21 protein-coding genes and 4 pseudogenes are annotated in these 24,937 nt (G+C 69.2%); 8 read left to right on the top strand and 17 right to left on the bottom strand.

The window, feature by feature from the left end; translation table 11 throughout:
* Nucleotides 1-9 precede the first annotated feature (9 nt).
* The 3 genes and pseudogenes from ACIRRY_RS21415 to ACIRRY_RS21405 form a co-directional block, all read right to left on the bottom strand.
* Nucleotides 10-288 carry a hypothetical protein gene (locus ACIRRY_RS21415; protein ID WP_403974973.1) on the bottom strand — a complete coding sequence of 93 codons (279 nt, stop codon included), beginning with the start codon at nt 286-288 and terminating at the stop codon, nt 10-12.
* A 268-nt stretch (nt 289-556) separates the two neighbouring features.
* Nucleotides 557-1,026 (bottom strand): annotated as a pseudogene (locus ACIRRY_RS21410) (hypothetical protein).
* A gap of 125 nt (nt 1,027-1,151) precedes the next feature.
* A pseudogene (locus tag ACIRRY_RS21405) lies at nt 1,152-1,238 on the bottom strand (DUF397 domain-containing protein); the annotation flags it as partial.
* Nucleotides 1,239-1,254: 16 nt separating this feature from the next.
* Here ACIRRY_RS21405 and ACIRRY_RS21400 point away from each other — a divergent pair.
* A pseudogene (locus tag ACIRRY_RS21400) lies at nt 1,255-1,752 on the top strand (DUF5753 domain-containing protein); the annotation flags it as partial.
* Nucleotides 1,753-1,795: 43 nt separating this feature from the next.
* On the opposite strand, the gene ACIRRY_RS21395 reads toward ACIRRY_RS21400, so the two are convergent.
* Complete coding sequence (locus ACIRRY_RS21395; RefSeq protein WP_403974970.1) at nt 1,796-2,020, bottom strand: VOC family protein; 225 nt, start codon at nt 2,018-2,020, stop codon at nt 1,796-1,798.
* 33 nt (nt 2,021-2,053) lie between these two features.
* Between ACIRRY_RS21395 and ACIRRY_RS21390 the strand changes: the two are divergent.
* Nucleotides 2,054-2,266, top strand: a pseudogene (locus ACIRRY_RS21390) (hypothetical protein); the annotation flags it as partial.
* 741 nt (nt 2,267-3,007) lie between these two features.
* Complete coding sequence (locus ACIRRY_RS21385; protein WP_403974967.1) at nt 3,008-5,371, top strand: spherulation-specific family 4 protein; 2,364 nt, start codon at nt 3,008-3,010, stop codon at nt 5,369-5,371.
* Nucleotides 5,372-5,694: 323 nt separating this feature from the next.
* Here the strand turns inward: ACIRRY_RS21385 and ACIRRY_RS21380 are convergent, their stop codons facing one another.
* Genes ACIRRY_RS21380 through ACIRRY_RS21370 form a run of 3 tightly spaced genes read right to left on the bottom strand, consistent with a single transcriptional unit; the run spans nt 5,695 to nt 7,126 of the window.
* Nucleotides 5,695-6,399, bottom strand: a complete 705-nt coding sequence (locus ACIRRY_RS21380) for a hypothetical protein (protein WP_403974964.1) — start codon at nt 6,397-6,399, stop codon at nt 5,695-5,697.
* 30 nt (nt 6,400-6,429) lie between these two features.
* On the bottom strand, nt 6,430-6,732 hold the full coding sequence (locus ACIRRY_RS21375; protein WP_403974962.1) for a hypothetical protein: 303 nt from the start codon (nt 6,730-6,732) through the stop codon (nt 6,430-6,432).
* The gene (locus ACIRRY_RS21370) at nt 6,713-7,126 is read right to left on the bottom strand and encodes an ATP-binding protein (protein ID WP_403974960.1); all 414 of its coding nucleotides are present in this window, start codon (nt 7,124-7,126) and stop codon (nt 6,713-6,715) included. The genes ACIRRY_RS21375 and ACIRRY_RS21370 overlap by 20 nt, the downstream gene beginning before the upstream one ends.
* A gap of 188 nt (nt 7,127-7,314) precedes the next feature.
* Between ACIRRY_RS21370 and ACIRRY_RS21365 the strand changes: the two genes are divergently transcribed.
* Both ACIRRY_RS21365 and ACIRRY_RS21360 read left to right on the top strand, forming a co-directional pair.
* Nucleotides 7,315-8,184 carry a helix-turn-helix domain-containing protein gene (locus ACIRRY_RS21365; RefSeq protein WP_403974957.1) on the top strand — a complete coding sequence of 290 codons (870 nt, stop codon included), beginning with the start codon at nt 7,315-7,317 and terminating at the stop codon, nt 8,182-8,184.
* Nucleotides 8,181-8,360 (top strand): DUF397 domain-containing protein, encoded by a 180-nt coding sequence (locus tag ACIRRY_RS21360; protein WP_403974955.1) that lies wholly within the window; start codon nt 8,181-8,183, stop codon nt 8,358-8,360. Before ACIRRY_RS21365 ends, ACIRRY_RS21360 begins: the two co-directional genes overlap by 4 nt.
* A 53-nt stretch (nt 8,361-8,413) precedes the next feature.
* Here ACIRRY_RS21360 and ACIRRY_RS21355 read toward each other — a convergent pair whose 3' ends face one another.
* From ACIRRY_RS21355 to ACIRRY_RS21310, 10 genes are all read right to left on the bottom strand, one after another.
* The gene (locus tag ACIRRY_RS21355) at nt 8,414-9,271 is read right to left on the bottom strand and encodes a hypothetical protein (RefSeq protein WP_403974953.1); all 858 of its coding nucleotides are present in this window, start codon (nt 9,269-9,271) and stop codon (nt 8,414-8,416) included.
* A gap of 374 nt (nt 9,272-9,645) precedes the next feature.
* Complete coding sequence (locus ACIRRY_RS21350; RefSeq protein ID WP_403974951.1) at nt 9,646-10,416, bottom strand: crotonase/enoyl-CoA hydratase family protein; 771 nt, start codon at nt 10,414-10,416, stop codon at nt 9,646-9,648.
* A gap of 49 nt (nt 10,417-10,465) precedes the next feature.
* A complete protein-coding gene (locus ACIRRY_RS21345) occupies nt 10,466-11,674 on the bottom strand; it encodes a cytochrome P450 (protein ID WP_403974948.1) in 1,209 nt (402 codons plus the stop codon).
* A gap of 465 nt (nt 11,675-12,139) precedes the next feature.
* Nucleotides 12,140-13,258: a phosphoserine transaminase gene (serC, locus tag ACIRRY_RS21340; RefSeq protein ID WP_403974946.1), complete on the bottom strand. Its 1,119-nt coding sequence runs from the start codon at nt 13,256-13,258 to the stop codon at nt 12,140-12,142.
* Nucleotides 13,259-13,366: 108 nt separating this feature from the next.
* Nucleotides 13,367-14,596: a cytochrome P450 gene (locus tag ACIRRY_RS21335; RefSeq protein WP_403974944.1), complete on the bottom strand. Its 1,230-nt coding sequence runs from the start codon at nt 14,594-14,596 to the stop codon at nt 13,367-13,369.
* A 128-nt stretch (nt 14,597-14,724) separates the two neighbouring features.
* Complete coding sequence (locus ACIRRY_RS21330; protein WP_403974942.1) at nt 14,725-15,930, bottom strand: cytochrome P450; 1,206 nt, start codon at nt 15,928-15,930, stop codon at nt 14,725-14,727.
* The gene (locus tag ACIRRY_RS21325) at nt 15,927-16,595 is read right to left on the bottom strand and encodes a GTP-binding protein (protein ID WP_403974940.1); all 669 of its coding nucleotides are present in this window, start codon (nt 16,593-16,595) and stop codon (nt 15,927-15,929) included. Before ACIRRY_RS21325 ends, ACIRRY_RS21330 begins: the two co-directional genes overlap by 4 nt.
* Nucleotides 16,576-16,920, bottom strand: coding sequence for a DUF742 domain-containing protein (locus ACIRRY_RS21320; RefSeq protein ID WP_403974938.1), 345 nt, complete (start codon nt 16,918-16,920; stop codon nt 16,576-16,578). Before ACIRRY_RS21320 ends, ACIRRY_RS21325 begins: the two co-directional genes overlap by 20 nt.
* Nucleotides 16,920-17,324, bottom strand: coding sequence for a roadblock/LC7 domain-containing protein (locus ACIRRY_RS21315; protein ID WP_329251992.1), 405 nt, complete (start codon nt 17,322-17,324; stop codon nt 16,920-16,922). Before ACIRRY_RS21315 ends, ACIRRY_RS21320 begins: the two co-directional genes overlap by 1 nt.
* Nucleotides 17,321-19,231 carry an ATP-binding protein gene (locus ACIRRY_RS21310; RefSeq protein WP_403974935.1) on the bottom strand — a complete coding sequence of 637 codons (1,911 nt, stop codon included), beginning with the start codon at nt 19,229-19,231 and terminating at the stop codon, nt 17,321-17,323. The genes ACIRRY_RS21315 and ACIRRY_RS21310 overlap by 4 nt, the downstream gene beginning before the upstream one ends.
* Nucleotides 19,232-19,430: 199 nt before the next feature.
* Between ACIRRY_RS21310 and ACIRRY_RS21305 the strand changes: the two genes are divergently transcribed.
* The 3 genes from ACIRRY_RS21305 (at nt 19,431) to ACIRRY_RS21295 (ending at nt 24,890) form a co-directional block, all read left to right on the top strand.
* Nucleotides 19,431-22,304, top strand: coding sequence for an FAD-binding and (Fe-S)-binding domain-containing protein (locus ACIRRY_RS21305; protein WP_403974932.1), 2,874 nt, complete (start codon nt 19,431-19,433; stop codon nt 22,302-22,304).
* 235 nt (nt 22,305-22,539) lie between these two features.
* The gene (locus ACIRRY_RS21300) at nt 22,540-22,671 is read left to right on the top strand and encodes a hypothetical protein (RefSeq protein WP_019072556.1); all 132 of its coding nucleotides are present in this window, start codon (nt 22,540-22,542) and stop codon (nt 22,669-22,671) included.
* A gap of 101 nt (nt 22,672-22,772) precedes the next feature.
* Nucleotides 22,773-24,890: an ABC transporter ATP-binding protein gene (locus ACIRRY_RS21295; protein ID WP_403974929.1), complete on the top strand. Its 2,118-nt coding sequence runs from the start codon at nt 22,773-22,775 to the stop codon at nt 24,888-24,890.
* Nucleotides 24,891-24,937 lie beyond the last annotated feature (47 nt).

Genomic DNA, 24,937 nt, shown 5'->3' with positions numbered 1-24,937 from the left:
GTTGGGAGCTCAGTCGTCGGCCGGCTGGTCATGTAGGGCCGGGCAGTTCGGACCGTTCAATTCCTTCAGACCCTTCGGATCCTTGAGGGCCTGCTCCGGCAACCGGGCGAGTCCCGCACCGCGCCCCCGGGCGAAGCACGCGTGGGCCTCGCACCGGGCGTGTTTCGTGGCGGCGGACCGAGCGGCATCCTCTGTGTCGTACCGCGTCACGTTGTGCCCTTCGAGGGCCCTGCACCCCTCCCAGCCGTGGTACTTGTCGCCCTGGTCGCTCACCCAGAAATCCGGCATGCGGGGAGTCTGCCATGGGGAGGGGATGCCTCACGCCTTGAGGATCAAGCCCGCTCGCTCCTCCGGTTCGTCCGCCTCAGCAGCAGATCCTGCGTGAGGAAGGCACCCATGAGGAGAACGCCGGACAGTTCACGGCCGGCGGCCAGACAGCCGCACCCTGTCCCGGTTTCGTCGGGACCTCGTGTCCGAGCGCAAGCGCGGGCGTCAGCCGTTGAGTTCGGGAGTCCCAGAGATCAGGCAGCCGTATGGCGGGCTGCGGGCCCCCGTCTCAACTGCCGAGCGGACAGGCCAGGTTGGGCCTGGCTCGGTTCGGGGAGCAGGTGACGAGGGCGAGGGACAGACAGGCCGGCCGTTCGAGATGGAAGCCGTACGACGAGTCGTGGCCGGAGGCCAGCCGTGCGGTGGCCGAGGTGCCGAGGGCGGCGAGGTGGGCTGTGCCGCGGTGAGCGTCGTTCGCGAACCGGTTTGTGTACGCGCCGAGTTGCTCACCGAGCCAGGCTGCCGCGTCGGCGGGTACCGCCCATGTTCCGCGTACCAGTGAGGGCGGTTTGACCAGCCAGTACGAGGTTTCCAGCGGGGGCAGGTCGGAGGTGGGGAACTCCGCCGCCACTTCTCGGTATCGCTGGATCAACTCCGGGCGGCTGCCGGGTGGGGGTGGGTCGGGGTGGGAGGTCTGCGTAGTGCCTCCTGGTCGAAGCGGGCTTTCGGTCCGGTCCACAGGTAGGCGTGGTGGTGCACCGGGGCTGGTCCTGTTCGGGGTTTCTCTGTTCCAGGGATGATGAAATTCCGTCCGGCCAGCGCGAGTTGGGGTCAAGGCGAGGCCGACCGGGACGGGTGATCGGGAGTCGGTGGGGTCGTGCGGCTCAGATACCCAGCCCGAACCGCGCCGGGTCGATCCCGGCGACGCACAACTCCTCCGTGGTGAACCGCAGCGGCTCCCTGTCCTTCCGATGACGGGCCTGGCAGCCGAGCACCGTTCCAGGCCTGTTCCAGACCGCCGACTACGCGCGATGCGTCTTCGGGGGCCTCGCGGAATTGATGAACACCCCCAAGGACACGGCCGACGCGGTACGCACGCGAATGAAACGCCAGGAGTGGTTGCGTCTCCCCGGCAAGGAACCGCACCAGTTGGTCTGGGAGGGGGTACTGCGTGCCCGGGTCGGTTCGCGCGAGGTCATGGTGGCTCAACTGGACCGGATTATCGAGGTGTTGGACCTGGACACCGTCCGCCTCGGGATCGTGCCGTTCGACGCCGTGCTCCCGCTGGTGATCGGCAACGGCTTCACGATGGTGGACGAGCGTCTCGTCGTGATCGAGGGCTGGCACGCCGAGCACTGGCTCGATGACCCCGAGGCGATCGCGCTGCACCGAAGGGTCTGGGAGACACACACCGCGTCCGCCGTGTACGGCGCCGAGGCGAGGCGGATCGTCACGCGGGTTCGGCGGGACCTCGGCGTCTCGTAGCGCGGGCCCTCTCGCGGCTGCCGTCCGGGGCTGTTCCAGCCGGTCAGCCCTCGTCGAGGCACAGGCAGAAGGGATGGCCGGCCGGGTCGAAGAGGACCCGGACGTTCTTCTGCGGCTGGGACTTCGCCAGCTTGGCGCCCAGGGTGACCGCCTCGGCGGCCGCCGAGTCCAGATCGCCTACCTGGAAGTCGAAGTGCATCATCGGGCGCTGTTCCCCTTCGGCCGGCGGCCACACCGGCGGCCGATAGCCCTCCGCCCGCTGGAACACGAAGAACGGTCCTTGCGGCGAAGCGGCGACGATCCCATGATGGCCGGCCTGGTGATCGCCGCCGGTACCGAACTGAGCCCCAACCTGTGGCGTCAGCAGTACGGCGACTGGACCAAGGAGGAGATGACTCCCCTGGAAGCCACGGCGTTCCTGCTCGCGGAACACATCAACCGCATCGCCGACAACCCGGACTTCGCCACCCGCATGATCGTGGACACGCTGACGAATGCGGGTGGTGAAGGCTAGCCCGTTCCCTTCTCGTCCACGGGCCGCACCTCATGGTGAACGTCGGCGTCCGCATCGCCTTGTGCGCCAGCGAGACCAATACCTCTTGTAGGAAAGGGCGCTTGTGGCGCAGTGGCTTCGCCGCGTGTTTGTCCTCCGCGCCCGTGGTCGGTCGTCGCGCGTGGGCGTGGATCTCGGGGCCGGTCGGCTTCCCGCGGACGGTGGCGGGGGGCTCACGGAGTGCCGACGCCCGTGCCGACTCGTGTGTGAGTGGTGAGCAGGACGGCGTACCGCTCGCGACCGTCCAGATCAACCGAAATGTGTCGGTCAGTCGATCAAGCACTCGTGCGAAACGGTGCCGGCTGAACCGCCTCCCTTGCCGCCCCGATCCCCCGGTGGCGTCGACCACTTCATCACCGTAAGCATCGGCCCATTGAGATTAAGTTTCTCAATGTGGAAAAATTAGAGATTTTGTTGACCATTGTTCCGGTCGGACTATACGGTCCAATTAGCAACAACATTTGCGTGGCCCGGTCGGTGCGTGACAGGTGGGGCGCTTCATTCCCTGTTAATCAATGATTCACGGAATAAGTGTTGTGATGCGGCGCCGGTAGGCGTCGGTAAAAACGCCGGGTCCATCTCTTTCGTCTGTCGTGCCCCAGTTTTGAACGTGTTTCATATGGAGGCGTATCAGTGGGAAGAAGTATCGGAATCGGCGGGTTCGTCCGATGGTGCTCTCGCGCGATTGTCATAGTGACGTCCTTGGCGGTCGTCACGGGACTCTTCGTCACCGGGCCGCCCGTACAGGCGGCCACGGCAGCCACGACGTCGACGGCGGTCACGACGTCCACGGACGCGGCCACCGGCGACTTCGCCCTCACCGTCAACGCGTCGGACTTCGGCATAGATCCGGCCGTCGTGAAGACGGTCGTGCCCGACATGCAGGCGGAGATCACCAAGGCCGGCAGCCTGAGCGCCGCGGTCCAGCAGGATATGTCGGAGTATCCGGTCACCGGTAGCGGTATCGACGCCACGGAGTGGGACGGCACGGATTTCGACGGCACCTTGACCATGGTCGCCGACGGCAGCAGTTTCACTCTCGACGTCTCGTCCGCCGAAGTGCAGACATCCGCCAGCTGGTTGGTGAAGTTCGCGGCCATTGCGGTCGGTTTCGTGATAGGCGCCGCGTTCCGGATGGCCTGCATCTCGCTCATGACGGCCAGCGGCTGGGGTGCCGCGATCATCCCGCTCGTCTGCACACCCCTCTACGGCGTTATGCAGGGCGGTGTCGCAGCCTTCATCATCCACGCGGCCAACAAGGACCTGGACACCCCCGAGGCGTGGCGTGACATCATTCTCTCGGCACTGGCCGGAGCGGTCGCCGGTTACGCGTGGGAGAAGTACTTCGTCCCTTGGGCCAAGGTGTCCCTGCCTCCGCTCTGGAAGAAACTCGGCACCTGGCTGGTGGCCAAGGCGCCGTCGTTCGCCTCACGGTTCGGAGCCACGGTCGGCAATGCCGCGCAGACAGTCGGCGAACTGTCGACCGAGTTGGAGCAGCTCCTCGCCGACGAACTCGCCACCTGGGGCGGCACGGCCGGCAGCGGCGGTCAAGTGGTCGCGGTCCCCTCGTACATCAACCCCGGAGGTGACCCGGGGGACTGGAACACGCTGGTCGGGGCGCCGTCGGACAAGGTCGGCATCGCGGTCGCGAACGTCCTGAACGGCCCCGGTTCGCAGGTCGTCGACGCGTGGACCGACGTGATCGACCGCACCCATGCCTCGGGCAAACGCGTCCTGGGCTACGTCGATACCGGCTATCTGGGCCAGACCGGCATGACCACCCGGCTCGGTTCGACGGCCACCGCCGACTGGGTCGCGCAGATCGAGCAGGACATCAACGCCTGGTACGCCATGTACGGCAGCTCGATGGACGGCATCTTCTTCGACGACGGCTACAACCAGTGCGGCACGGGCAACGAGTTCCCGGCCGTCTACGACGTGGTCAACCAGTACGAGAAGCTCCACCACCCCGGCGCCATGACCGTCCTCAACCCCGGCGCCGTGGTGCCCCAGTGCTATGAGAACAGCGCCGATGTCCTGCTCACCTTCGAAGGCAGTTACGACACCTACGAGGGCGGCGGGTACCAGGCTCTCGACTGGACCCCGGCGGACCCAAAGAAGATCTGGCACATCGTCTTCGGTGTCCCCGCCGACAAGGTCTCCCTGGTCGACGAGACCTCCCAGACCCGCGGCGCCGGCTACGTCTACATCACCGACGACGTCCTCTCCAACCCCTACGACACCCTCCCCTCCTACCTGTCGGCCGAAGAGGCCGCGGTACCCGGCGGCACCCCCGCGGTGGCCGCCTCGGACGCCTACATCTCCGGGTCGGCCCCGCCCTCCGCGCCCTCCGGACTGACCGTCACCAGTTCCGACTACTCCTCCGCCGGCCTCAGTTGGACACCGGGGGCGAACGTCGCCAACTACCTGGTGTACCTCAACGGCCAGGTCACGGCGAGCCTCCCGGCGTCCACGACCAAGGTCACGATCGGCGGCCTGACACCCGGCGGAACGTCCTACACGCTGAAGGTCGTCGCACAGGGTGCCAGCGGTGATCTCTCCGGCTCCAGCAACGCCGTCGGCGTCACCACCTTGTCGCTGCCAGGCGGCCACAGCGTCACGAACGTCAAGATCACCCACGGAGCCGGGACCATCACGTACTCCGCGGACTTCCTGGTCCCCTACTCCTTCCGCCGCGTCGAGATCTCCCCACCCGGCCCCTGCGCCTCCTGCAAGTACTGGTGGCCCAACGGCGACACGGAGTCCTGCTGGTTCCCGGGCCTCACCGACACCCAGCTGTACTGGGACGGGAACTTCTGCGCGCACTGGCTCATCGAGAACTCGACCCTCCTGGTCTACGCCGGAACCACCGCCGGGGACTGGTCGTGGAACTCCGTCGCCTACATCCCGCCCACCGTCAACGGATACACCTACAGCTGGACCGTGCCCCTGTCCGACCTCGGAGACGCCGTCGACTACGTCGACATCCAGGGCGAGGGCTACGGCCCCCTGACCAACATCCTCGCCGGAACCAACCCCGTCGACGGATCCAGCCCCGTCAACTGAAGACCGTTCCACCATCGCTCCCAGGACGGCTCAGACGGTCCCTTAAAAGGGGATCAGTCTGAGCCGTCCGAGGACGCGGGCCTTGTTGTTCCACGGCCGACGGCCAGTTGATCCTCCGTCCGTGCCGTCGCGTTGATCCCCGTCCGGGGCAAGGTTCCAGCAGGACACCGTCCCAGGAAGCGCCGATTCCCACGACCGTGCCCAGGCTGTACCGAGCGTCCGCCTGAAGTCGCAGCCGCCGCGCCGGACCGACCGGGGTAGACCGCTCGATCACCTCCATGAGCTCCCCGAGCCCTTCGCCCTGGCGAAGCCTCATGTGGCCTTCAGGAATCCACGAACCCGTCGGCCCGCTCCGTCACCCCGGCGTCACCCACGCCGGCGCGCTGTACCGGAGCCGAGTCGACCACCTCACCGTCCCGGCCGTCCCGCCTCGCCCCCACGCACAACCACATGTAGACGAGGTCCAGCACGCTGCACATGATGCCGAGCCCGAGCAGGAACCCGTCGTGCTGAAGGGCGCCGAAGAGAATCGTGGGCGCGAGCGTGCCGAGCCACTTGGCCACCGCGATCGTCACCGACTGTCCACGCAGCCCGCGCCGCGCGACGAACATCGCGATGAACAGGGCGGACATCAGCAGGTTCTGGAGAAACGCCGAGTAGCCGGCCCCGTCCTCCGCGCCGAACTTCGCCAGGAACAGCCACTGCACGGCGAACGACATCCCGAACAGCAGCACGCTCAGGCCGCCGAACATCCGCGCCGTGACGAACGACGGGAACTCGGCGCGGCCGTACCGGAAGAACGTGTACACGATGACCGCGTCGGCGATGCCCCACACCAGGTTGATACCGCCCTGGACCGACGGGTCGAAGGCCAGGTTGTGCACCGCGTACGTCCACTCCCACGCGAAGTTGAGACCCAGCGCTACGGCAGGCATGGCATAGGTGCGTTCGCGGAACCCGATGCGGATCGCTTCGACGTACACGATCGTCCAGGCGATGCCGCTCGCGAGGATGAGGGCGATATGCATCTGCGTCTCCTGTCGCGGATCCTGACCGGCTTATAGGAGTGTGACGTAGGGGCGTGCCGTGTCGTACTCGGCTTGCTGGAGCGGCTGTTGGGGATCGGGCGGGAGTTGCCAACAGGGTTCGTCGAGCGGGAAGGGCAGGTGCCGGCCGGCCGCGCGTGAGCGTTTGTGCCAGCGCTTCCAGCGGGCGTCGTGCGGGGTGGGGAGTCGCCATACGTACGGGTCGGGCGTCCGGACCTCTCCCCCAAGGTCCGTGTCAAGTAGGGGAGTTCGGGGCGGCGGGGAAGTTCGGGGCGTGAGCATGCGGGCCGCCGCCTCATAAAGTCGCCGGAACATGAGCCCCCTCCAGTGCGAAATGGGCCCACACGCACTTCGCGTACGGCTCCTGTCGGCATCCCCAGTTGGCGGCCAGCGAGGCGACGAGCGCGAGGCCGCGGCCGCCTTCCTCGTCCGGGGTCGAGTCGTGAGGTCGGGGGAGTCTGTCCCGGTCCGGGTCGGATACCTCAAGGACCAACTCCTTTTCGTCGAGGGTGAGTTCGACCTTGATCTGGGAGTGGGGGACCCGGCAGTGGGTCACGGCGTTGGTGACGAGTTCGTTCGCCAACAGGGTTACGGCGTCGGCGAGTTCGTCGGTGATGCCCCAGTCCGCGAGGGTCTTGCGGACGCGTTGGCGGGCGGTGGGGACGTGCCGGCGGTGCTTGGGGATGCGGAAGCTCTCGGACGCGGGCATGGGGGAACTCCGTCCTGACGTGCCGTCAAGGTGGGTTGCGCTGCGGCGCGTTCAAGAAACTAGAGCTGGATACGCGATCTACGCAATGCGAATCGACGAATATATTCATGAGTGTCACTCGATCGAGTGATGCGGCCCTGAGGTTGACGCTCTGTGTGGCATCGTGGCCGCAGACGAGGGGAGGGCCCATGCCCGCAGGTGGACGGCCGACGGTGCGCAGTAGGCGCTTGGGTACGGCACTCAGGCAGTACAGGCTGGCTGCCAAGTTCGACCAGCCGCAGGCCGCCGACGTGATCGCATCAAGTCAGGCCAGGATCAGCCGCGTTGAGAGTGGTCACGCCACCCCGCGCGTGATCGAAGTGCGGTTGCTGCTTGATGCGTACGGCATTACCGACCGGCAAGAGCGGGCCAAGCTAGAGGAGTTGGCGAAGAACTCGAAGAACCGGGGCTGGTGGCTAGAGCATGCCGCACACCTGCGGCCGGACTACGTCGACCACATCGCGTTGGAGGATGACGCGACCTACATCCGCGAGTGGCAGCCGGTCACGGTTCCGGGACTCCTGCAAACTCCGGCCTACGCGGAGTCGGTTATTGCAGGCGGTCCCCACTACCTGGAACCGGAGCGGATCGACCAGCTGGTGAAGGTACGGATGGGGCGACAGGCGAAGATCGACGAGGGCGGGGCGTCGTACTCAGTCATTCTCTGGGAGGGCGTCGTCGCGCACCCGTTGGTGAGCGTCGAGATTCACCAGGAGCAACTGTCTGCGATCCTTGAGATCGGGAAGCGGAAGAACGTCACGGTGCAGGTGCTGCCGTTCAGCGCGGGAGTCCTGGCCGGTTACTCCTCCGCCTTCTACTCCTTCAGCTTCGACGAGGAACCGACGGTCGAAGCCGTCGCCATGGACAACCTGCGAGGCACCTCGGTTCTTGAAGGGGCTGAGGATCTTGCCGCTTACGCCAATGCATACGACCTACTACGATCGTCAGCGTTGACACCGGACGCGAGCGCGAAGCTCATCCGGGGCGTACTGCGGAGCTTGAAGGAAGACACATCGTGACCAAGGTTGTAAGCCCTTTCTGGAAGTCCTCGTACTCCGGGCAGGAGAACGCCTGCGTCGAGGTCGCCGACACCGCAGCCCACGGCCGCGCCGTTCGCGACAGCAAGCAACCGGAAGACGGCCCTCTGCTCACTGTCTCCCGCGAGAGTTGGCACGGCTTCCTCCGGCAGTTCTGACCCCGCCGGAGTCAGCCGGGCAGCGGCCACGTGTCCGTCGGCTCTCGCGGGACTCACAGTGATGCGTCGGCGCCCCGCTGGCCGAGCTTCCGTAGCACCTCGGCGATGGTGGCCCGATACGTGCGCAGCGCCTGCAGCCCGGCGGCGTAGCGGTCGTGGTGCCGTGTGATGTCCACGGCCTGCTGCTGTGCCCGTGCAGTGTGCCAGAGCTCGGCCGTGTGGTGGCGGCGCTTGCAGGTGACGTCCGCGACGGCGGTGGCCCGTTCCCGTTGCGTATGCCGGGTGTTGCCGTCACTGTCCCGCTGCCAGGCGGTGTCCGTGTACGCCGCGACGGGGTCGGGGTAGCGCGTGAATCCTTGTTCTGCCACACAGCGGGACCACACGTCCCAAGCCGCGAGGAGGCGCGGGTCGCGCTTGACCGCCTTGTCGACCTCGGTCGCCCGTGTACGTGCGTAGAGCCAGTCCCGCTTGACGTCGATTCCGCGCAGCAGCCGCTGGCTCGCCTCAGCGTTGCAGGCGGGGAAGTCCGCATACTCGGCGTTGGTCATCCGGCGGCCCTTCGGCCGGAGGGCCAGGGACTTGGCCGGGTCCCAGCCATAGCCCCAGCGGCGGGCGGCGGCGAGATCCAGAGCGCCGTAGTCGGTGCCGACCGCGGTGGCGACGACGGGGTCGCTGGGGTAGCGGGGGTCGAGCGGGAAGGCCCGGTGGCCGCGCTCCGCCATGCACTGCCGGACCAGCAACGCCGATGCCCGTTGCGATCGTTGGTAGTCCTGCGGCGTGTAGTCGTAGCGGTCGGCCGGGAGGGGGCCGAGGTCCGACGCCGTGCGGATGAGCTCCGGGAGTTCTGGACCGGAGGCGCAGATCGCCGCCAGCACTGCCACGGCACCCAGCAGCCACCCCCGCTTCGTCATGTGCAGGACACTAGTGGACAGCGTGTAGCGGTCGGCCGCGGCCCCCGGCGACTCATCCACGCACGCCAAGACTCCAAGTGACAGGAAGCTCGTTCAGGCGGCACCTGTCGAGCAGCGCTCCGGACCGCGTACCGCGGTCCTGCGGGAAACGCCACACTCCTTCGCGGGACTCTCACTCCACCCAAGCCACGTTTCAACAGGTCGGCGAAATGCGCCGGTTGACCACCGAGTACCCCGCTGTCCCGTCTCAAATGATCTGGTCTTTGCACGGACATGTGTCCTGGGACGACCAGGTCGTTCGAGACAGGCTGTTGGCGAAAATCTCAGTTGGTCTGGTCCCCGGGCTGTGGATGGTGGCTGCTGTCCCGGAAGGTTTACCGGTGCCAGGCCGGGCGGCGTTTTTCGGTGAACGCGTGCGCGCCTTCGGTGGCGGCTGTGGTGGTGAAAACGGGGGTGCTGAGGGGGTCCTGAACGGTGTAGGCGGTGTGGTCGTCGAGGCCGCGGGTGTCCTGGACGATCTGCTTCGTGATGAGGACGGCGTCGCGGGAGTGGGCCTGGACTCGGCCGGCCAGGGTGAGGGCTGCGTCAAGTGCTTCGCCTTCCCCGGTGAGTTGGTTGACGAGTCCGTAGCGGGCCGCGTCGGGGGCGGGCAGCGGGGCCGCGGTCAGGAGCATCTCCATGGCCACGTGGTAGGGGACACGCCCGGGGAGGCGGATGGCTCCGCCTTCGGCGGCGATGAGTCCGCGGGCGACTTCGGGCAGGGCGAAGAACGCGGTGTCGGCGGCGGTGATGAGGTCGCAGGCGAGGGCGAGTTCGAAGCCCCCGGCGACGGCCGCGCCCTCGACGGCCGCGATGAGCGGCTTGCGCAGGCGGGCGCGGGTTATGCCGGCGAGCCCGCGGTGGGCGACGACCGGGACGCCGTCGGTGGGGAATGCTTTGAGGTCCATGCCCGAGCAGAAGTGGCCGCCCGCTCCGGTGAGGATGCCGACGGTCAGGGAGGGGTCGGTCTCAAGCCTGGTGAGGGCCGCGTCCAGGGCGTTGGCCAGGGACTGGTCGACGGCGTTGCGGACGTGGGGTCTGTTGAGGGTGACGAGCAGGACGCCGGGGCGTGGCTCGGTCAATGTCGCGGGGGTGTGGCTGTCCATCCGGTGTGCTCCTGGTCGGGGGACGGTCCGGCGGGGTCGACGGGTGCGGTCAGTTCCGTACGACGGGCAGTGCGGCCAGTCCGCGCATCACCCGGGCCGGACGCCAGGGGAGCTCGTCGGAGGGCTTGGCCAGCGTCACCGGACCCAGGCGTTGCAGCAGCAGGGGGAAGGCGACGCTGCCTTCGAGGCGGGCCAGTGCGGCGCCGATACAGAAGTGGGGTCCGTAGCCGAAGGCGAGGTGGTCGTTGGGAGTGCGGCTCACATCGAGGCGGTCGGCGTGGGGGAAGTGGGTCCCGTCCCGGTTGGCGGAGCCGATCAGGAGGCTGACGATGTCTCCCTCGCCGATCAACTGCCCGTGCAGGCTGATCGGCTCTGCGGCGCAGCGGAATGTCGCGTCGCGGACCGGGGAGTCGTAGCGCAGCAGTTCCTCGACGGCCGTGGTGATGAGGCCGGGTCCGGTCTGTGGTCCGGTGAGGCGGGCGTTCTGGCCGGGGTTGTTCAGCAGGGCGAGCACGCCGTTGCCGATGAGGTTCATGGTCGTGTCGTGTCCCACCAGGAGCAGGAGGTAGGCGGTGGAGCGCAGTTCCTCTTCGCTCATCGCGCCGCTCTCGTCGCTCGCCCGCACGAGGGCACCCAGCAGGTCCGCTTCGCCACGCTCACCGCTCGTGCGTTTGCCGGCGATCAGGATGTCCAGCAGGGCGTGCAGTTCGCCTTCCACCCGGGCCGGATCCAGGCCGGGAGCGGGGGCGATGGTGGCCATCAGGGTGTCGCGGGTGGCCGCGTTGTCCAGCTCCGTGGGGACGCCGAGGATCGCGCAGATCATCCGGAAGGTCAGCGGTGCCGCGAACGCCGCGATCACATCTACGTGGGTGTGCTGTTCGATCCGGTCCAGCAGCCGGTTCGCGGTGTCGGTGATGAAGGGTTCCAGCCGTGCGATGCGGCGGGGGACGAACGCCGCGTTCACCAGGGTCCGCAGTCGGGTGTGGTCCGGGGGATCGGCGTGGACGAGGTGCCTGTTCAGCCCGGCGGGCCCCGGCACGTAACCGGGCACACGGCCGGGTTCCTTGCTCAGACGTCCGTCGGTCAGCAGCGCGCGGACGTCGTCGTAGCGGGAGATCTGCCACACGGTGGGACGTCCGGGCCTGCGGTCCGGGTGGGCGGGTGCATGCCGGCGCAGCCACGCGAAGTACGGGTAGGGATCCTGTACCCGTACGGTCAGCAGATCAGCGGGTGGGGAGGGCACTGCGGGAGCGGGCACGGGAGCTCCGAGATCGAAAACCGGCACGGACACCGCACCAACGACCGGTGACAACCGGAAGGCACGAAACTCGCGCGTTCCCACCCTCCAGGGATAGGCAGCACCGACCTCGACGGAACAGGTCGTCCGAGACGAAGATCGAATTGAACCAGATCATTCGAGACCGGGGCCATACCGCATGAGACGGGACACCCGCGCACCGCCCAACTCCTAGGAGCCGACTGTCCGTTCTCAACGAACCCGGTCGACTCCGAGCGGCTGACCAGGACGGACCAACTTCGTTGAGACGCACACTCCGCAGCCCCTCGTCCTGACCTCGGCCGGTCGACCCGCGGCGACTGGATTGGACGAGACGAACCGTCACTCGACTGGCTTCGTTGAGACGGGACACCGACAAAGGGCGCCCCGCGGTTGATCCGCGGGGCGCCCTTTGTCGTCGTGGAACCGGAATCGTAGGCGAAACGACTACAGCTTCTCGATGACGTAGTCGACGCACTTCGTCAGCGCCTCGACGTCCGCCGGGTCGATCGCCGGGAACATCGCCACGCGGAGCTGGTTGCGGCCGAGCTTGCGGTAGGGCTCGGTGTCGACGATGCCGTTGGCGCGGAGGACCTTGGCGACGGCCGCCGCGTCGATCTCGTCGGCGAAGTCGATCGTGCCGATGACCTGGGAGCGCTTGGTGGCGTCCGACACGAACGGGGTCGCGTACTTCGACTCCTCCGCCCAGCCGTACAGACGGCTCGACGAGTCCTTCGTGCGGGCCGTCGACCACGCCAGGCCGCCCTGGCCGTTGATCCACTCAAGCTGCTCGTTGAGGAGGAACAGGGTGGACAGCGCCGGGGTGTTGTACGTCTGGTTCTTGCGGGAGTTGTCGATCGCCGTGGGGAGCGAGAAGAACTCGGGCACGTGGCGGCCGGACGCGTGGATCCGCTCCGCGCGCTCGATCGCGGCCGGGGAGAACACGCCGATCCACAGTCCGCCGTCGGAGGCGAAGGACTTCTGCGGGGCGAAGTAGTAGACGTCCGTCTCGGTGATGTCCACCGGGAGGCCGCCCGCGCCCGACGTCGCGTCGACGAGGACGAGGGAACCTTCGTCGGCTCCCGCGACCCGCTTGATCGGGGCCGCCACACCCGTCGACGTCTCGTTGTGCGTGTACGCGTACACGTCCACGCCCGCCTCGGCGGCCGGCTCGGGGTGCGTGCCGGGGTCACTCGCGATCACCGTCGGCTCGGCCAGCCACGGCGCCAGCTTGGCCGCCTTCGCGAACTTCGAGCTGAACTCGCCGAAGGTCAGGTGCTGCGACCTGTTCTCGATCAGGCCGTGGGTCGCGACGTCCCAGAAGGCCGTCGAACCGCCGTTGCCGAGGACGACCTCGTAGCCCTCGGGGAGCGAGAACAGCGCGGAGACGCCCTCACGCACCTTGCCGACCAGGTTCTTGACCGGGGCCTGGCGGTGGGACGTGCCCAGCAGAGACGTACCGGTGGCGGCCAGCGCGTCGAGCGCTTCCGTCCGCACCTTGGAGGGGCCAGCGCCGAAACGTCCGTCGGCGGGCTTGATGTCAGCGGGAATCTCGATATCAGCCACGAGCCGGAGGGTATCGCCTCGACGAAACCGGACGGAAACCCGTCCGTTCGATGAGACGACCGCTCCGGCCCCTGGACACACGGTGATCTGCTTCCGACTGCTTCCGATCTACGACGTCAGCCGCACAGGCAGCTCGAAGATGTCGTTCTGCGTCACCACCGGCTTGTTGCGGAGTTCGGACGCCGGGACCGCCAGGTCCAGGGCCGGGAAACGCTCGTAGAGGGCGGGCAGCGCCACCCCCGCCTCCAGCCGGGACAGCGCCGCGCCGGGGCAGACGTGCGGGCCGTGGCCGAAGGAGATGTGGCGGTTCTCGCTGGTGCGGGTGATGTCGAAGTCGCCGGCCGTCGGGCCGTGGGCCTCCTCGTCGCGGCCGATCGCGGCGTACGACACGATCAGCGCGTCCCCGGCCGGGAGGATCTTGTCGCCGACCGGGACGTCCTCCGTGGCGAAGCGGATCAGGACGTGCGAGGTGGGCGTCGAGTGGCGCAGGGTCTCCTCGATCACCGAGGACCAGTCGGCCTCGCCGGCCAGCACCAGGGCACGCTGGACGGGATGCGCCGAGAGGTTGACGACCGCGTTGACGATCAGCGAGATCGTCGTCTCGTGGCCCGCCGCGACCATCAGCTGGAGCGTGGAGACGATCTCCTCGTCGGTGAGGTGGTCGCCGTTCTCGGAGGCCGCGAGCAGCGCCGACGTCAGGTCGTCTCCGGGCTCCGCGCGCTTCGCCGCGACCGTCTGCGCCATGATGCCCGCGAGTTCCGTCAGCGTCGCGATGACCTCGGCCGGCGGGGTCTGCGTCGAGAAGAACTTCTCGAACAGCTCCTTCAGGCGCGGGAGTCGGTCCTCCGCGATGCCCATCAGGTCGGCGATGACGTACATGGGGAGCGGATACGCGAACTCCGCCTTCAGATCCACGACTTCACCCTCGGCCGCCTCAACTCCGTTGAGCAGACCCTCCGTCAGCTTCGCTATCCGCTCCCGCATCTGCTCCACCCGGCGCGGGGTGAGCGCCTGCGCGACCAGCGTCCGCATCCGGCGGTGGTCGGCGCCGTCCACGGTCAGCATCGAACGGCCCGGGTTCGCCAGCCCGATCAGCGGCCAGTCCGCGGGGATCTCACCGCGCCGCCACGCACCCCAGACCTCGATGTCCTTCACCAGCCGCGGATCCGTGAGCAACTGTTTCGCCTCGGCGTGCCGCGTCACCGCCCACACGGGCACACCACCGGGCAGTTCTACGGCGGCCAGCGGACCGGCCGCGCGAAGCCTGGCGCTCTCGCCGTCCAGGTCGCCGACGAACGGGTCCAGGACGATACGGGTCTCTTCGGTACCGGTGCTCATACGGGATCGCCTCCACGGCAGAACCAGGCAGGACAGGCAGGACAGGACAGGACAAGGCAGGACAGGCAGGACAGGACAAGGCAGGGCTCATGGCCAACGGGCAAAAGCAGGAACTCGGGACTCCGAACTCAGCGCGCCGCCACCGGCGTGAACCGCACCGGCAGAGCGGTCAGTCCTCTGAGCCAGGGTGACGGCCGGCGCGTCAGGGACTCGGCCGGTACCGCCAGGTCGATGTCCGGCAGCCGGTCCAGGACGACCTCGATCCCCGTCCGCGCGATCACCTCGGCCACCTCCTGCGCCGGGAACGGACACCGGTGCTCCCCGTGCCCGAAGGAGAAGTGCGCGTTGTTGCCGCCGGTCAGCGCGGAGCCGTCGGTGCGGACCTGGGGGTCGGAGTTGGCGCCCTGGAGGCCGAGCAGCAGCAGATCGCCGGCGCGGATACGGCGCCCGCCGAGCTGGGTGTCGCGGGAGGCCCAGCGGCCGGCCACGTTCTGCGTCGGGGTGTCCTCCCACAGGACCTCGTTCATCGCCTCGGCGACACTGTTGCGGCCGCCGAAGAGGGAGGCCGCGAACCGGTCGTCGGTCAGCATCAGCCGCAGCGAGTTGCCGATCCAGTCGGCGGTCGGCTGGTGGCCCGCCGCCATCATCACCATCAGGTCCTGGGCGATCTCCACATCGGAGAAGCCGGAGAAGTGCGTGAGCATCCGCGAGACGACGTCATCGGCCGGCTCGGCCTTCCGGTCGGCCAGCAACTGCCCCATGGACCCGGCCAGATGACTCTGCCCGGCGAGCGCCCGCTCACGTCCGTCGATCATGTCGTTGAGCGCCGTCACCAGCCCCGGACCCTGCTCGTCCCGGAAGCCGTAGAGCCGGGCCAGGACCCGTACCGGCAGCAGCATCGCGTAGTCGCCGACGATGTCCGTCTCGCCCTTGGCGCAGATCCCGTCGATCAGCTCGTCCGCGAACTTCTCGGTGTACGACCGCAGTTCGGACGGGTCCACGGCCTCCAGCGCGTCGCTGATCATGCCGACGCGCTCACGGTGCCGCTCGCCGACCGTGTAGAGGATCGACGGCTGCTTACGGCCGATCATCGGCAGCAGCGGCCAGTCGTCGGGGATGCCGTCCCACTGGTTCCACAGGTCGGAGTCACGGCTGAACAGCACCGGATCGCCGGTGACCTGATGCAGCTCGCGGTAGCCGAGCACCAGCCAGGCCGGGACGTCGCCGTCGAGCACCACGGGGGTCACGGCGCCGTGCTCGCGCCTCATCTCCCGGTACAGCCGCGCCGGTTCGGTCTGGAACCTGGGTCCACTCAGCGGTACGGGGGCGGTCACAGGGCCAACTCCTGGTGGGGGGCGGGGACTTGGGGGCGGGCGGGGTCCTGGCCGTCGTAACGGCCCTTGGTCTGCTGGTTCTTGGCGTGCTGGTTCTTGACGTGCTCGACCAGGGTGATCAGGACCTGCTTCGCGGACGCGCGGGAGCGGGCGTCGCAGTCCAGGAGGGGGACGTCCGGATCGAGGTCGAGGGCCTCGCGGATCTGCTGCGGGGCGTAGGCGGGGCCGCCGAAGTCGTTGCAGGCCACGATGAAGGGGGTGCCGTGGTGTTCGAGGCGGTCGATGGCGTACCAGGAGTCGTCGATGCGGCGGGTGTCGACGAGGACGACCGCGCCGAGCGTCCCGGAGAACAGCCGGTCCCAGAGGAACCAGAACCGTTCCTGGCCGGGGGCGCCGAACAGGTACAGCACATTGCGGGCGTCGAGCGTGATGCGGCCGAAGTCGAAGGCGACGGTGGTCGCGGACTTGCCGCGCACCTCGCTGATGTCGTCGACGGCCTCGCCGGCCTTCGTCATCGTCTCCTCGGTGTTGAGGGGACGTATCTCGCTGACCGAACGGACCAGCGTGGTCTTGCCGACGCCGAAGCCGCCGACGACCACGATCTTCAGGCCGTTGTCGGCGGAGGCACCCAAGGGGATGCGCGCGTCAGAGGTTGCGGAGTCCAACGAGCACCTGTTCCAGGACGTCGGGATCGGACACGGCCTTGCGCGGATGCCGGGCACTGACCCGGCCGGCCGCGAGAAGGTCGGAGAGGAGGATCTTGGTGATGCTCACCGGGAGTTTGAGCTCGGCCGCCAACTCGACGACGGCCGTGGGGTGTTCGGTGATCCGCAGGATCGCCGCGTGCTCCGACTGCATTCCGGTCACCGGATCGCACTCGGCGACCACGAGGGTCACCAGGTCGAACGGGCTGTCCGGTCCGGAGCGGGCGCGCCCGCCGGTGAGCGTGTAGAGGCGGTCGGGTGAGTCGTCCCTGCCGGGGCGGCTCATCACGTACGCGGTTCCGCGCGCAGGTGCTCGCCGAGCTGTTCGACCAGCTCGCTCATGTTGTGCCCGATCAGGCCCGCGTCCGCGTCCTCGGTGGTGACCAGGGCCAGGTGCGCCCCCTCACCCGCCTCGACGATGAACAGCACCCCGCCGTAGAACTCCGTCATCGCGGAGCGCACGCCCCCGCTGCCGTCCCCGAACTCCACCGACGCGCCGTGCGACAGCGACTGGATCCCGGCGGCGATCGCGGCGAGCTGGTCGGCCTGGTCGACGGAGAGTTCGGGCGTCCGGCACAGCTTCAGGCCGTCCCGGGACAGCACGAGCGCGTGCCGTGCGCCCGGGGTGCGCTCCAGGAGGCCCTCGATGAGCCAGGTGAGCTTCTCGTCGGCGGTCGTCGTGCCGGTCATGAGGTGGGGTTGCCTTCCGAGTGCGGGTGGGAGTGGGAGGGGGTGGTGGCGGTGAGGGGCTCGGCGGACTCGGAGCGGTCGTCGACGTACCCGTCCGTGTCCGTGTCCGCGTCGGTGTACGCGCCCGCGCCCGTCTCTCTGTACGCGTCCGTGTACGGGTCCGTGAACGCGTCCATGCCGGTGTACGCGGTGATCTCCGTGTCCTCCGGCGCGGGCGCGTCCTGGAGGACGGCCGCCGTCGTCCGGTCCCGGTCGGGGGCCGCGTCGCGTACGGCCTGGCGGAAGCTGTTGAAGCGGGCGGTCCGGGCGAGGGTGTCGTCGGCCGAGGGCGCGGGGTGCGGCTCGGGCGCCGCGGACTCGGCACGCGCGCGTGCGCGCTCGGCCGCTGCCAGGGCCTGACCCCGGCGCCGCTTGGGCAGCCCGTCGGGCAGCGTGCTCGGCACCGACGGCGCGTTCAACACCGGTGCGCCCAGCGCCGGTTCGGGCAGTCCGCCGCGGTCCGCCGACTCGTGCGTGGGGACCGGCTCCGGGTCCAGATCGCCGAGGGCGCGCCCGGCGGCGTAGGACCTCCAGGGCTCTCCTGCGGAGGGCTCGCCTACGGAGGTCTTTCCTACGGCGACCGGTTCGGGAGCCGTGCGCTCCGGCTTTGGCGCGGTGGCCGGGGGCTCGGGAAGGGCGAGGGACTCCTGCGGGGCCGCCGGGGCGTCCTGGGGCACCAGGATGTCCTGCGGTACGAGCATCAGGACGCCCGTACCGCCGCGCGCGGAGGGCCGGTACGACACCTTCAGCCCGTACTTGCGGGCCAGCCGGCCGACGACCGCGAGGCCGAGCCGGGTGCCGGTGAGGCCGCCCAGTTCGGTGGAGTCGCCGGACACCGCGCGTTCGGCGCGGCGCAGTTGGATGTCGCCCATGACCAGGCCGCTGTCCTCCACCGAGAGGATGACGCCGGCGGGTACCTCTTCGACGTAGACATGCACTTCGGCGCTCGGCGGCGAGAAGTTCGCGGCGTTGTCGAGGAGTTCGGCGAGCGCGTGCATCACGCCCTCGGCCGCGTGCCCGGCGACGGCGGCGTCGCTCGCGGAGTGGACGCGCACACGCTGGTAGCCGCTGATCCGGCCCATCGCGCCGCGCAGGATCGACTCCATGGCGATCGGGCGGGCCCAACGGCGGCCGGAGCGGGCGCCGGTGAGGACGGCGACGGAGTCGGCGATACGGCCCGCCTGCGCGGTGCGGTGGTCGAGGTGGAGCAGGTCGGCGAGGACGTCCTCGTCGGAGTGCCGCTCCTCCATGGTGCGCAGGTCGGCGAGCATGCCGGTGGCCAACGCCTGCATACGGCCCGCCGCGTTGGCGGTCGCGGAGAGCGCGGCGGCGCGCTCGTGGGCGTCCCGGCGGGCCCGCTCGGTCAACTGCTTGTTCTCGGCGGTGAGTCGGGCGCGCTCCAGGGAGTGCTCCTCCGTGAGGCGGCCGCGCTCCTCCGCGAAGGAGGTGGTGAGCCGCAGCCGCTCCTGAGAGAACTCGGAGGTCAACCGGGCGTGTTCCTGCGAGAGTTCGGCGGTCAGCCGGGACCGCTCGTGGGTCAGCTCCTCGGTCAGCTGGACGCGCTCACGGTCGAAGTCCGTGCTCAGCCGGGCCCGTTCCTGCATCAGCCGCCCCGCGTCGAGGGTGACGGCCTCAAGCCGGCGGCGGGTGATACGGGCCGTCTGGTAGGCGTGCGCGGCGAGCGCGACGGCAGCGCAGAGCAGCAGCGCGCCGGCGCCCGCACCGCAGGCGACCGCGAGGCGCTTCGCGTCGGGAGTCACATAGACCGCGCCGACGACCGCGAGCCCGGCCAGTACGGCGGTGAACAGCGGGGCGGGGGCGATCGTACGGAAGGTGGGCCGTTCGCCGGAAAGTATGGGGGCGGTCATGAAGGGGGTCCTCGGTCGGGTCCTCGGGCGTCTTTGGTCGTGTTCCTCAGTCGTCCTCGGTCGTGTCCTCGGGGGGTGCTCGTCGGGTTCCTGGGCGAGAAGCGACACCGGGTGCTCAACTGACGGTCACTATATGAGAGTTAGTGATCGAACTGGGGAGGTTCTGGATGCGTTTACAGAATCCCTTCATGCTGGGGGCATGGCGGATCTTCAGGCGGAGCTGCGCAGGACCGTCCGGGGCGAGGTGGGTTTCGACGTCACGTCCCGGGCGCTGACGACCATGGACGCGTCCAACTACCGACGCGTCCCCCTCGGCGTCGTCACACCCCGTGACGCCGACGACGTGGCGGCGACGCTCGCGGCCTGCCGGGCACATGGGGTGCCGGTCGTGGCGCGAGGCGGCGGCACGTCGATCGCCGGCCAGGCGACGGGCACGGGCGTCGTCCTCGACTTCACCCGCCACATGAACGGCCTGGTGTCCCTGGATCCCGCCTCCCGCACGGCCGTCGTCCAGCCCGGCCTGGTCCTCGACCGCCTCCAACAGGCCGCCGCCCCCCACGGGTTGCGCTTCGGCCCCGACCCCTCGACCCACAGCCGCTGCACCCTCGGCGGCATGATCGGCAACAACTCCTGCGGCTCCCACTCGGTCGCCTGGGGCACCACGGCGGACAACGTGGGCGAACTGTCCGTGATCACCGCGCGGGGCGACCGCTTGACGCTCGGCCGCGACTGGTCGGGCGCTCCGGAGGGCCTACGGCCGCTCGTGGAAGCCGAGTTGGCGCGCCTGCGCACCGGCTTCCCGGACCTCCCCCGCCGTATCTCGGGCTACGCCCTGGACGCCCTCCTCCCCGAGAACGGCGCGGACGTCGCCCGCTCCTTCTGCGGCAGCGAGGGCACCCTGGGCATCCTCACGGAGGCGGTCGTACGACTCGTCGAGGCACCCCGCGCGCGTGCCCTCGCCGTGCTGGGCTACGCCGACGAGGGCGCGGCGGCGGAGGCGGCGGCGGGCCTGCTGGTCCATGCGCCGCTCACCGTCGAGGGGATGGCCGCCGACCTGGTCCGCTCCACGGCCGACCTCCCCCGGGGCGGCGCCTGGCTGTTCGTGGAGACCGGCGGCGACACGGCGGCGGAGGCACGCGCGCGTGCGGAGACGATCGTCCGCGCGGCCGACGTCCTCGACTCCCTGGTGGTGACGGACCCCGCCGGCCAACGCGCCCTGTGGCGCATCCGCGAGGACGCGAGCGGCACGGCGACGAGAATGCCTGGGGGCACCTCCCGGCCCCCTGGGGCTGGGGGAGGCTCGGAGGCATGGCCGGGCTGGGAGGACTGCGCGGTACCGCCGCCCCAACTGGGCGCGTATCTGCGGGACTTCAGGGCACTGCTGGGGTCGTACGGCCTACGGGGCACGCCGTACGGCCACTTCGGGGACGGCTGCATCCACGTCCGCATCGACTTCGACCTCCTGACGGAGGCGGGTATTGGTGGCTTCCGCCGCTTCTCCGAGGACCTGGCCGAACTGGTCGTGGCCCACGGCGGCTCGCTCTCCGGCGAACACGGCGACGGCCAGGCCCGTGCCGAACTCCTGCCGAAGATGTACGGCACCGAGATGGTGACCCTCTTCGAGCGCGCCAAGGGCATCTGGGACCCGGACGACCTCCTCAACCCCGGCATGCTGGTCCGCCCCGCCCCCCTGGACACGAACCTCCGCTTCTCGGTCCTGCCCCGCGAACCGGTGGACGTGGTGTTCGGCTATCCGTCCGACGGCGGCGACTTCTCGGCGGCGGTACGGCGGTGCGTAGGGGTGGCCAAGTGCCGTACGACGGAGGTGTCCGGTTCGTCGGTGATGTGCCCGTCGTTCCGCGCGACGGGCGAGGAGGAGCACTCCACGCGCGGGCGGGCCCGACTGCTGCACGAGATGCTCGCGGGCGAACTGGTCACCGACGGCTGGCGGTCGACGGAGGTCCGGGACGCGCTGGACCTGTGCCTGTCGTGCAAGGGCTGCCGTACGGACTGCCCGGTCGGGGTCGACATGGCCACGTACAAGGCGGAGTTCCTGCACCACCACTACGAGGGCCGCCGCCGCCCCGCGTCCCACTACACGATGGGTTGGCTCCCGCGCTGGCTCCGCCTGGTGGACCGCACGCGGACGGCATGGCTGGTCAACTTCCTCGCTTCCGTACGGCCGTTGGCGGCGGTGGCGAAGCGGCTGGGCGGGATCGCGGGGGAGCGGGAGATTCCGCGGGTGGCGGGAGTGCCCTTCACCCGGGCGTGGCGGCGGAAGGCGATGGCGGAGTCACGGCGGAACACGCACGACGGAGTGGAGTACGTGGAGACGCCCACTCGGGGACGTGTCCAGCTGTGGCCGGACACCTTCACGGAGCACCTCTCACCGTCCGTCGGTCACGCGGCCGTCCGGGTACTGGAGGCGGCGGGACTGGAGGTGCTCCCCGTCCTGCCGGTGATGGCGGGGAAGCCCGTCTGCTGCGGACTGACGTATGTGTCGACGGGCCAACTGGACCGCGCCCGCGAGGTGATGCGCACCACCCTGGACGCAATGGGCGTGCTGGTGGACGGCGAGGGCGCCCCGCCCGTGGTGGTCCTGGAGCCGAGCTGCGCGGCGGCCCTGCGCACGGACCTCCCCGAGCTGTTGCCCGACGACCCCCGCGCGGCCCGCCTCGCCGCCATGGTCCTCACCTTCGCCGAGGCCCTGGAACGCCACGCGGCCCCCGACTGGACCCCGCCCCGCATCGACCGCCCGACGGTGGGCCAGACCCACTGCCATCAGCACGCGGTACTGGGCGACACCGCCGACCGCCGCCTCCGCGCGGCAGCGGGCCTGACCGGCGAACTCTCCGGCGGCTGCTGCGGGTTGGCGGGCAACTTCGGCTTCGAGAAGGGCCACTACGAGGTGTCGGCGGCCTGCGCCGAGGAACAACTCCTGCCCGCCGTACGGAAAGCGCCGGCCGACACGGTAGTCCTGGCGGACGGCTTCTCGTGCCGCACACAACTGGAGCAGTTGGCGGGGGTACGGGCGCGGCACCTCGCGGAGGTCCTGGCGGACGCCCTCGATTGAGGGCGGAAGCACAGGTTCGTTAAGGCTTCTCTCAGGTTTATTAGAGAACTCTCAGGTTCACCGCCGGAACTCAGGATTCGCAAAGGTATTCACAGCAGCTGCTTGCCGTTCGCTTGCCCAATTTGCCGATCCGTGGGGTGGGTCGCGTGTAAGTTCATCGGTGTCGGGAATTCCCCGGGCGGTAACACGCTCGAACTTGACGCACAAAATCCTCTGCACAGCCAAGGAGTTCGGAATGGGCCTCAACAAGCTCGCCCCGCTGCCCAAGCCCAAGAAGCAGCAGCTTCCGCCCCCGCCGCCCCCGAAGCCCCGCAAGAAGCACGAGCCCAAGCCGCTGCCGAAGCCGCTGCCCGGCCAGGACAGCTGAACCGGCGGTAAAGAAGAGGGCCGACCCACGCAGTCGGCCCTCTTTTCTTTCCTGAATTCAAAAGTCCAAAAGAATTCTGATGACGGGAAGCGGAGGGCATCATGGGCGCGGCTGAATATATGGACACGGACGAAGAAGGCCTCGAATGCGACGAGGGCGACGAAACTCCCACCATTCCCGCCCGAGTCGCCTTCCGCCGGTTCTGGCCGCTGACCCGGGGTCTCAGACGCTGGCTGGTGCTCGTCTGGGTGTGCACCATCGTCGGCGCGCTCGCCGAGACCGAGTCCATCCTCCTCTTCGCCGACCTCACCGACCGCGCCCTGGCGAAGGGTTCACTGAGCGCCTTCTGGAGCCCCGCCGCCAAGTGGCTGGGCGTGGCGATCGTCGGCGCGTTCGTCTCGTACGCCGGCAACTCCCTTGCCGCCTGGGCCACCGAGCGCTTCGTGATGAGACTGCGCGAGCATGTCTTCGACCACGTACAGCAGTTGCCCCCGCACTTCTTCCAACGCCACCGCCAGGGCGACCTGTTGTCCCGCCTCACCGGCGACGTCGAGGCGATCGAAACGCTCGTCGTGTCCGGCGTGGTCGGAACGGCCTCAGCGATCTTCTCGGCCCTCTTCTACGCCGCCGCGGCATTCTGGCTGCGCTGGGACCTGGCCGCGGCCACCTTCGTCCTCGCCCCCCTCTTCTGGCTGGCGGCCCGCCGTTTCTCCGGCTCCATCAAGGACGTATCCCGCGAGGGCCGGGTCGCCGACGGCGCGATCACCTCCGTCGTCGAGGAGTCCCTCGGCAACATCGTCCTCACCCAGGCCTACGGCCGCCGCGACGCGGAACGCCGCCGCCTGAACGAGGAGGCCGGCGCCTGGTTCCGCGCGTCCGTCCGCTCGACGCGCCTCAACGAGGCGTACGAGCAACTCGTCGCCGTCATCGAGACGGTGTGCGTGCTGGCCGTGGTCGGCATCGGCGCCTGGGAGATCTCCACCGGCCGCATGACCCTCGGCCAACTCCTCGCGTTCTCGGCCTTCTTGGGCTACCTCTACCCGCCCGTCCGCGGCCTGGCCCAACTCGGTCTGACCGTCACCGCCGCCACCGCGGGCGCCGAGCGTCTGATCGAGATCCTGGACGTACGACCGTCCGTCGCCGACCCCAGCCACGGCACGGAGTTCGGCCGCCCCGACGGCACGGTCGAACTCCGCGACGTCACCTTCAGCTACCCGGGTGCGGACAGGGCCGCGCTGGAGGGCCTCTCCTTCACCGTCAACCCCGGCGAACTGGTGATCGTCACCGGCCCCAGCGGCGCCGGCAAGTCCACGGTCTCCAAAATGCTCCTCCGCTTCTACGACCCCGACGCGGGCGACGTCCTCCTCGACGGCGTCCCCCTGCGGGACCTTCCCCTCGCCCGCCTGCGCGAGTACGTGACCCTGCTCCCGCAGGAGACCCTCGTCCTGCACGACACCGTCCGCGCGAACATCGCCTGCGGGCGCCCCGGCGCGAGCGAGCAGGCGATCGTGGACGCGGCGACGGCGGCCGACGCCCACGAGTTCATCCTCCGCCTCCCCGACGGCTACGACACGAAGGTCGACCCCAACTCGGCCCGCCTGTCCGGCGGTCAGCTCCAGCGCCTGGCGATCGCCCGCGCGATCCTGCGCGACGCCCCGGTCCTGGTCCTTGACGAACCGACCACCGGCCTGGACTCGATGGCCGCGCGCCGCGTCGTGAAGCCGCTACGACGACTGATGGCGGGCCGTACGACCATCATGATCACCCACGACCTCAACCTCGCCCCCGACGCCGACCGCATCCTGGTCGTGGACGGAGGCCGGATCGTGGAGACGGGACGGCACGCGGAGCTGATGGCGACGGGCGGTGCGTACTCCCGGCTGCATCGCTCGCAGAACAACGCGGTGATGGACACCGGGGAACTGCGACTGCCGCTGTTCACGGACATGGGGCCCGAGGCGGGGGCAGGGGCGGGGGTAGGGGTAGAGGTTCCGGCGAGCTACGGGTACACCGCGCCGCCGGTGTTCACCGAGAGCTGGGTACCGCAGCCGCACCAGACGTACCAGCCGCAGCCGACATACCCCCAGGCCGAGCACTCCGAGTACGCGGGGTATGCGGGGTATGCGGAGTACTCCGATCCCCTCTTCGGGCCGATGCCCGCCACCCTCCCCGACGGGCGGCCCCTGTTCCGGGACGAGGTCCCCTGGAGCGGCATCTGACAGTTGCATAGAGGGTTCACACGCCTGTCTCAGTCCATTACTATGGA

The organism is Streptomyces sp. NPDC101776, assembly GCF_044766845.1.
In the GTDB taxonomy this organism is placed as follows: domain Bacteria; phylum Actinomycetota; class Actinomycetes; order Streptomycetales; family Streptomycetaceae; genus Streptomyces.
This window is presented reverse-complemented; position numbering and strand designations above follow the sequence as displayed.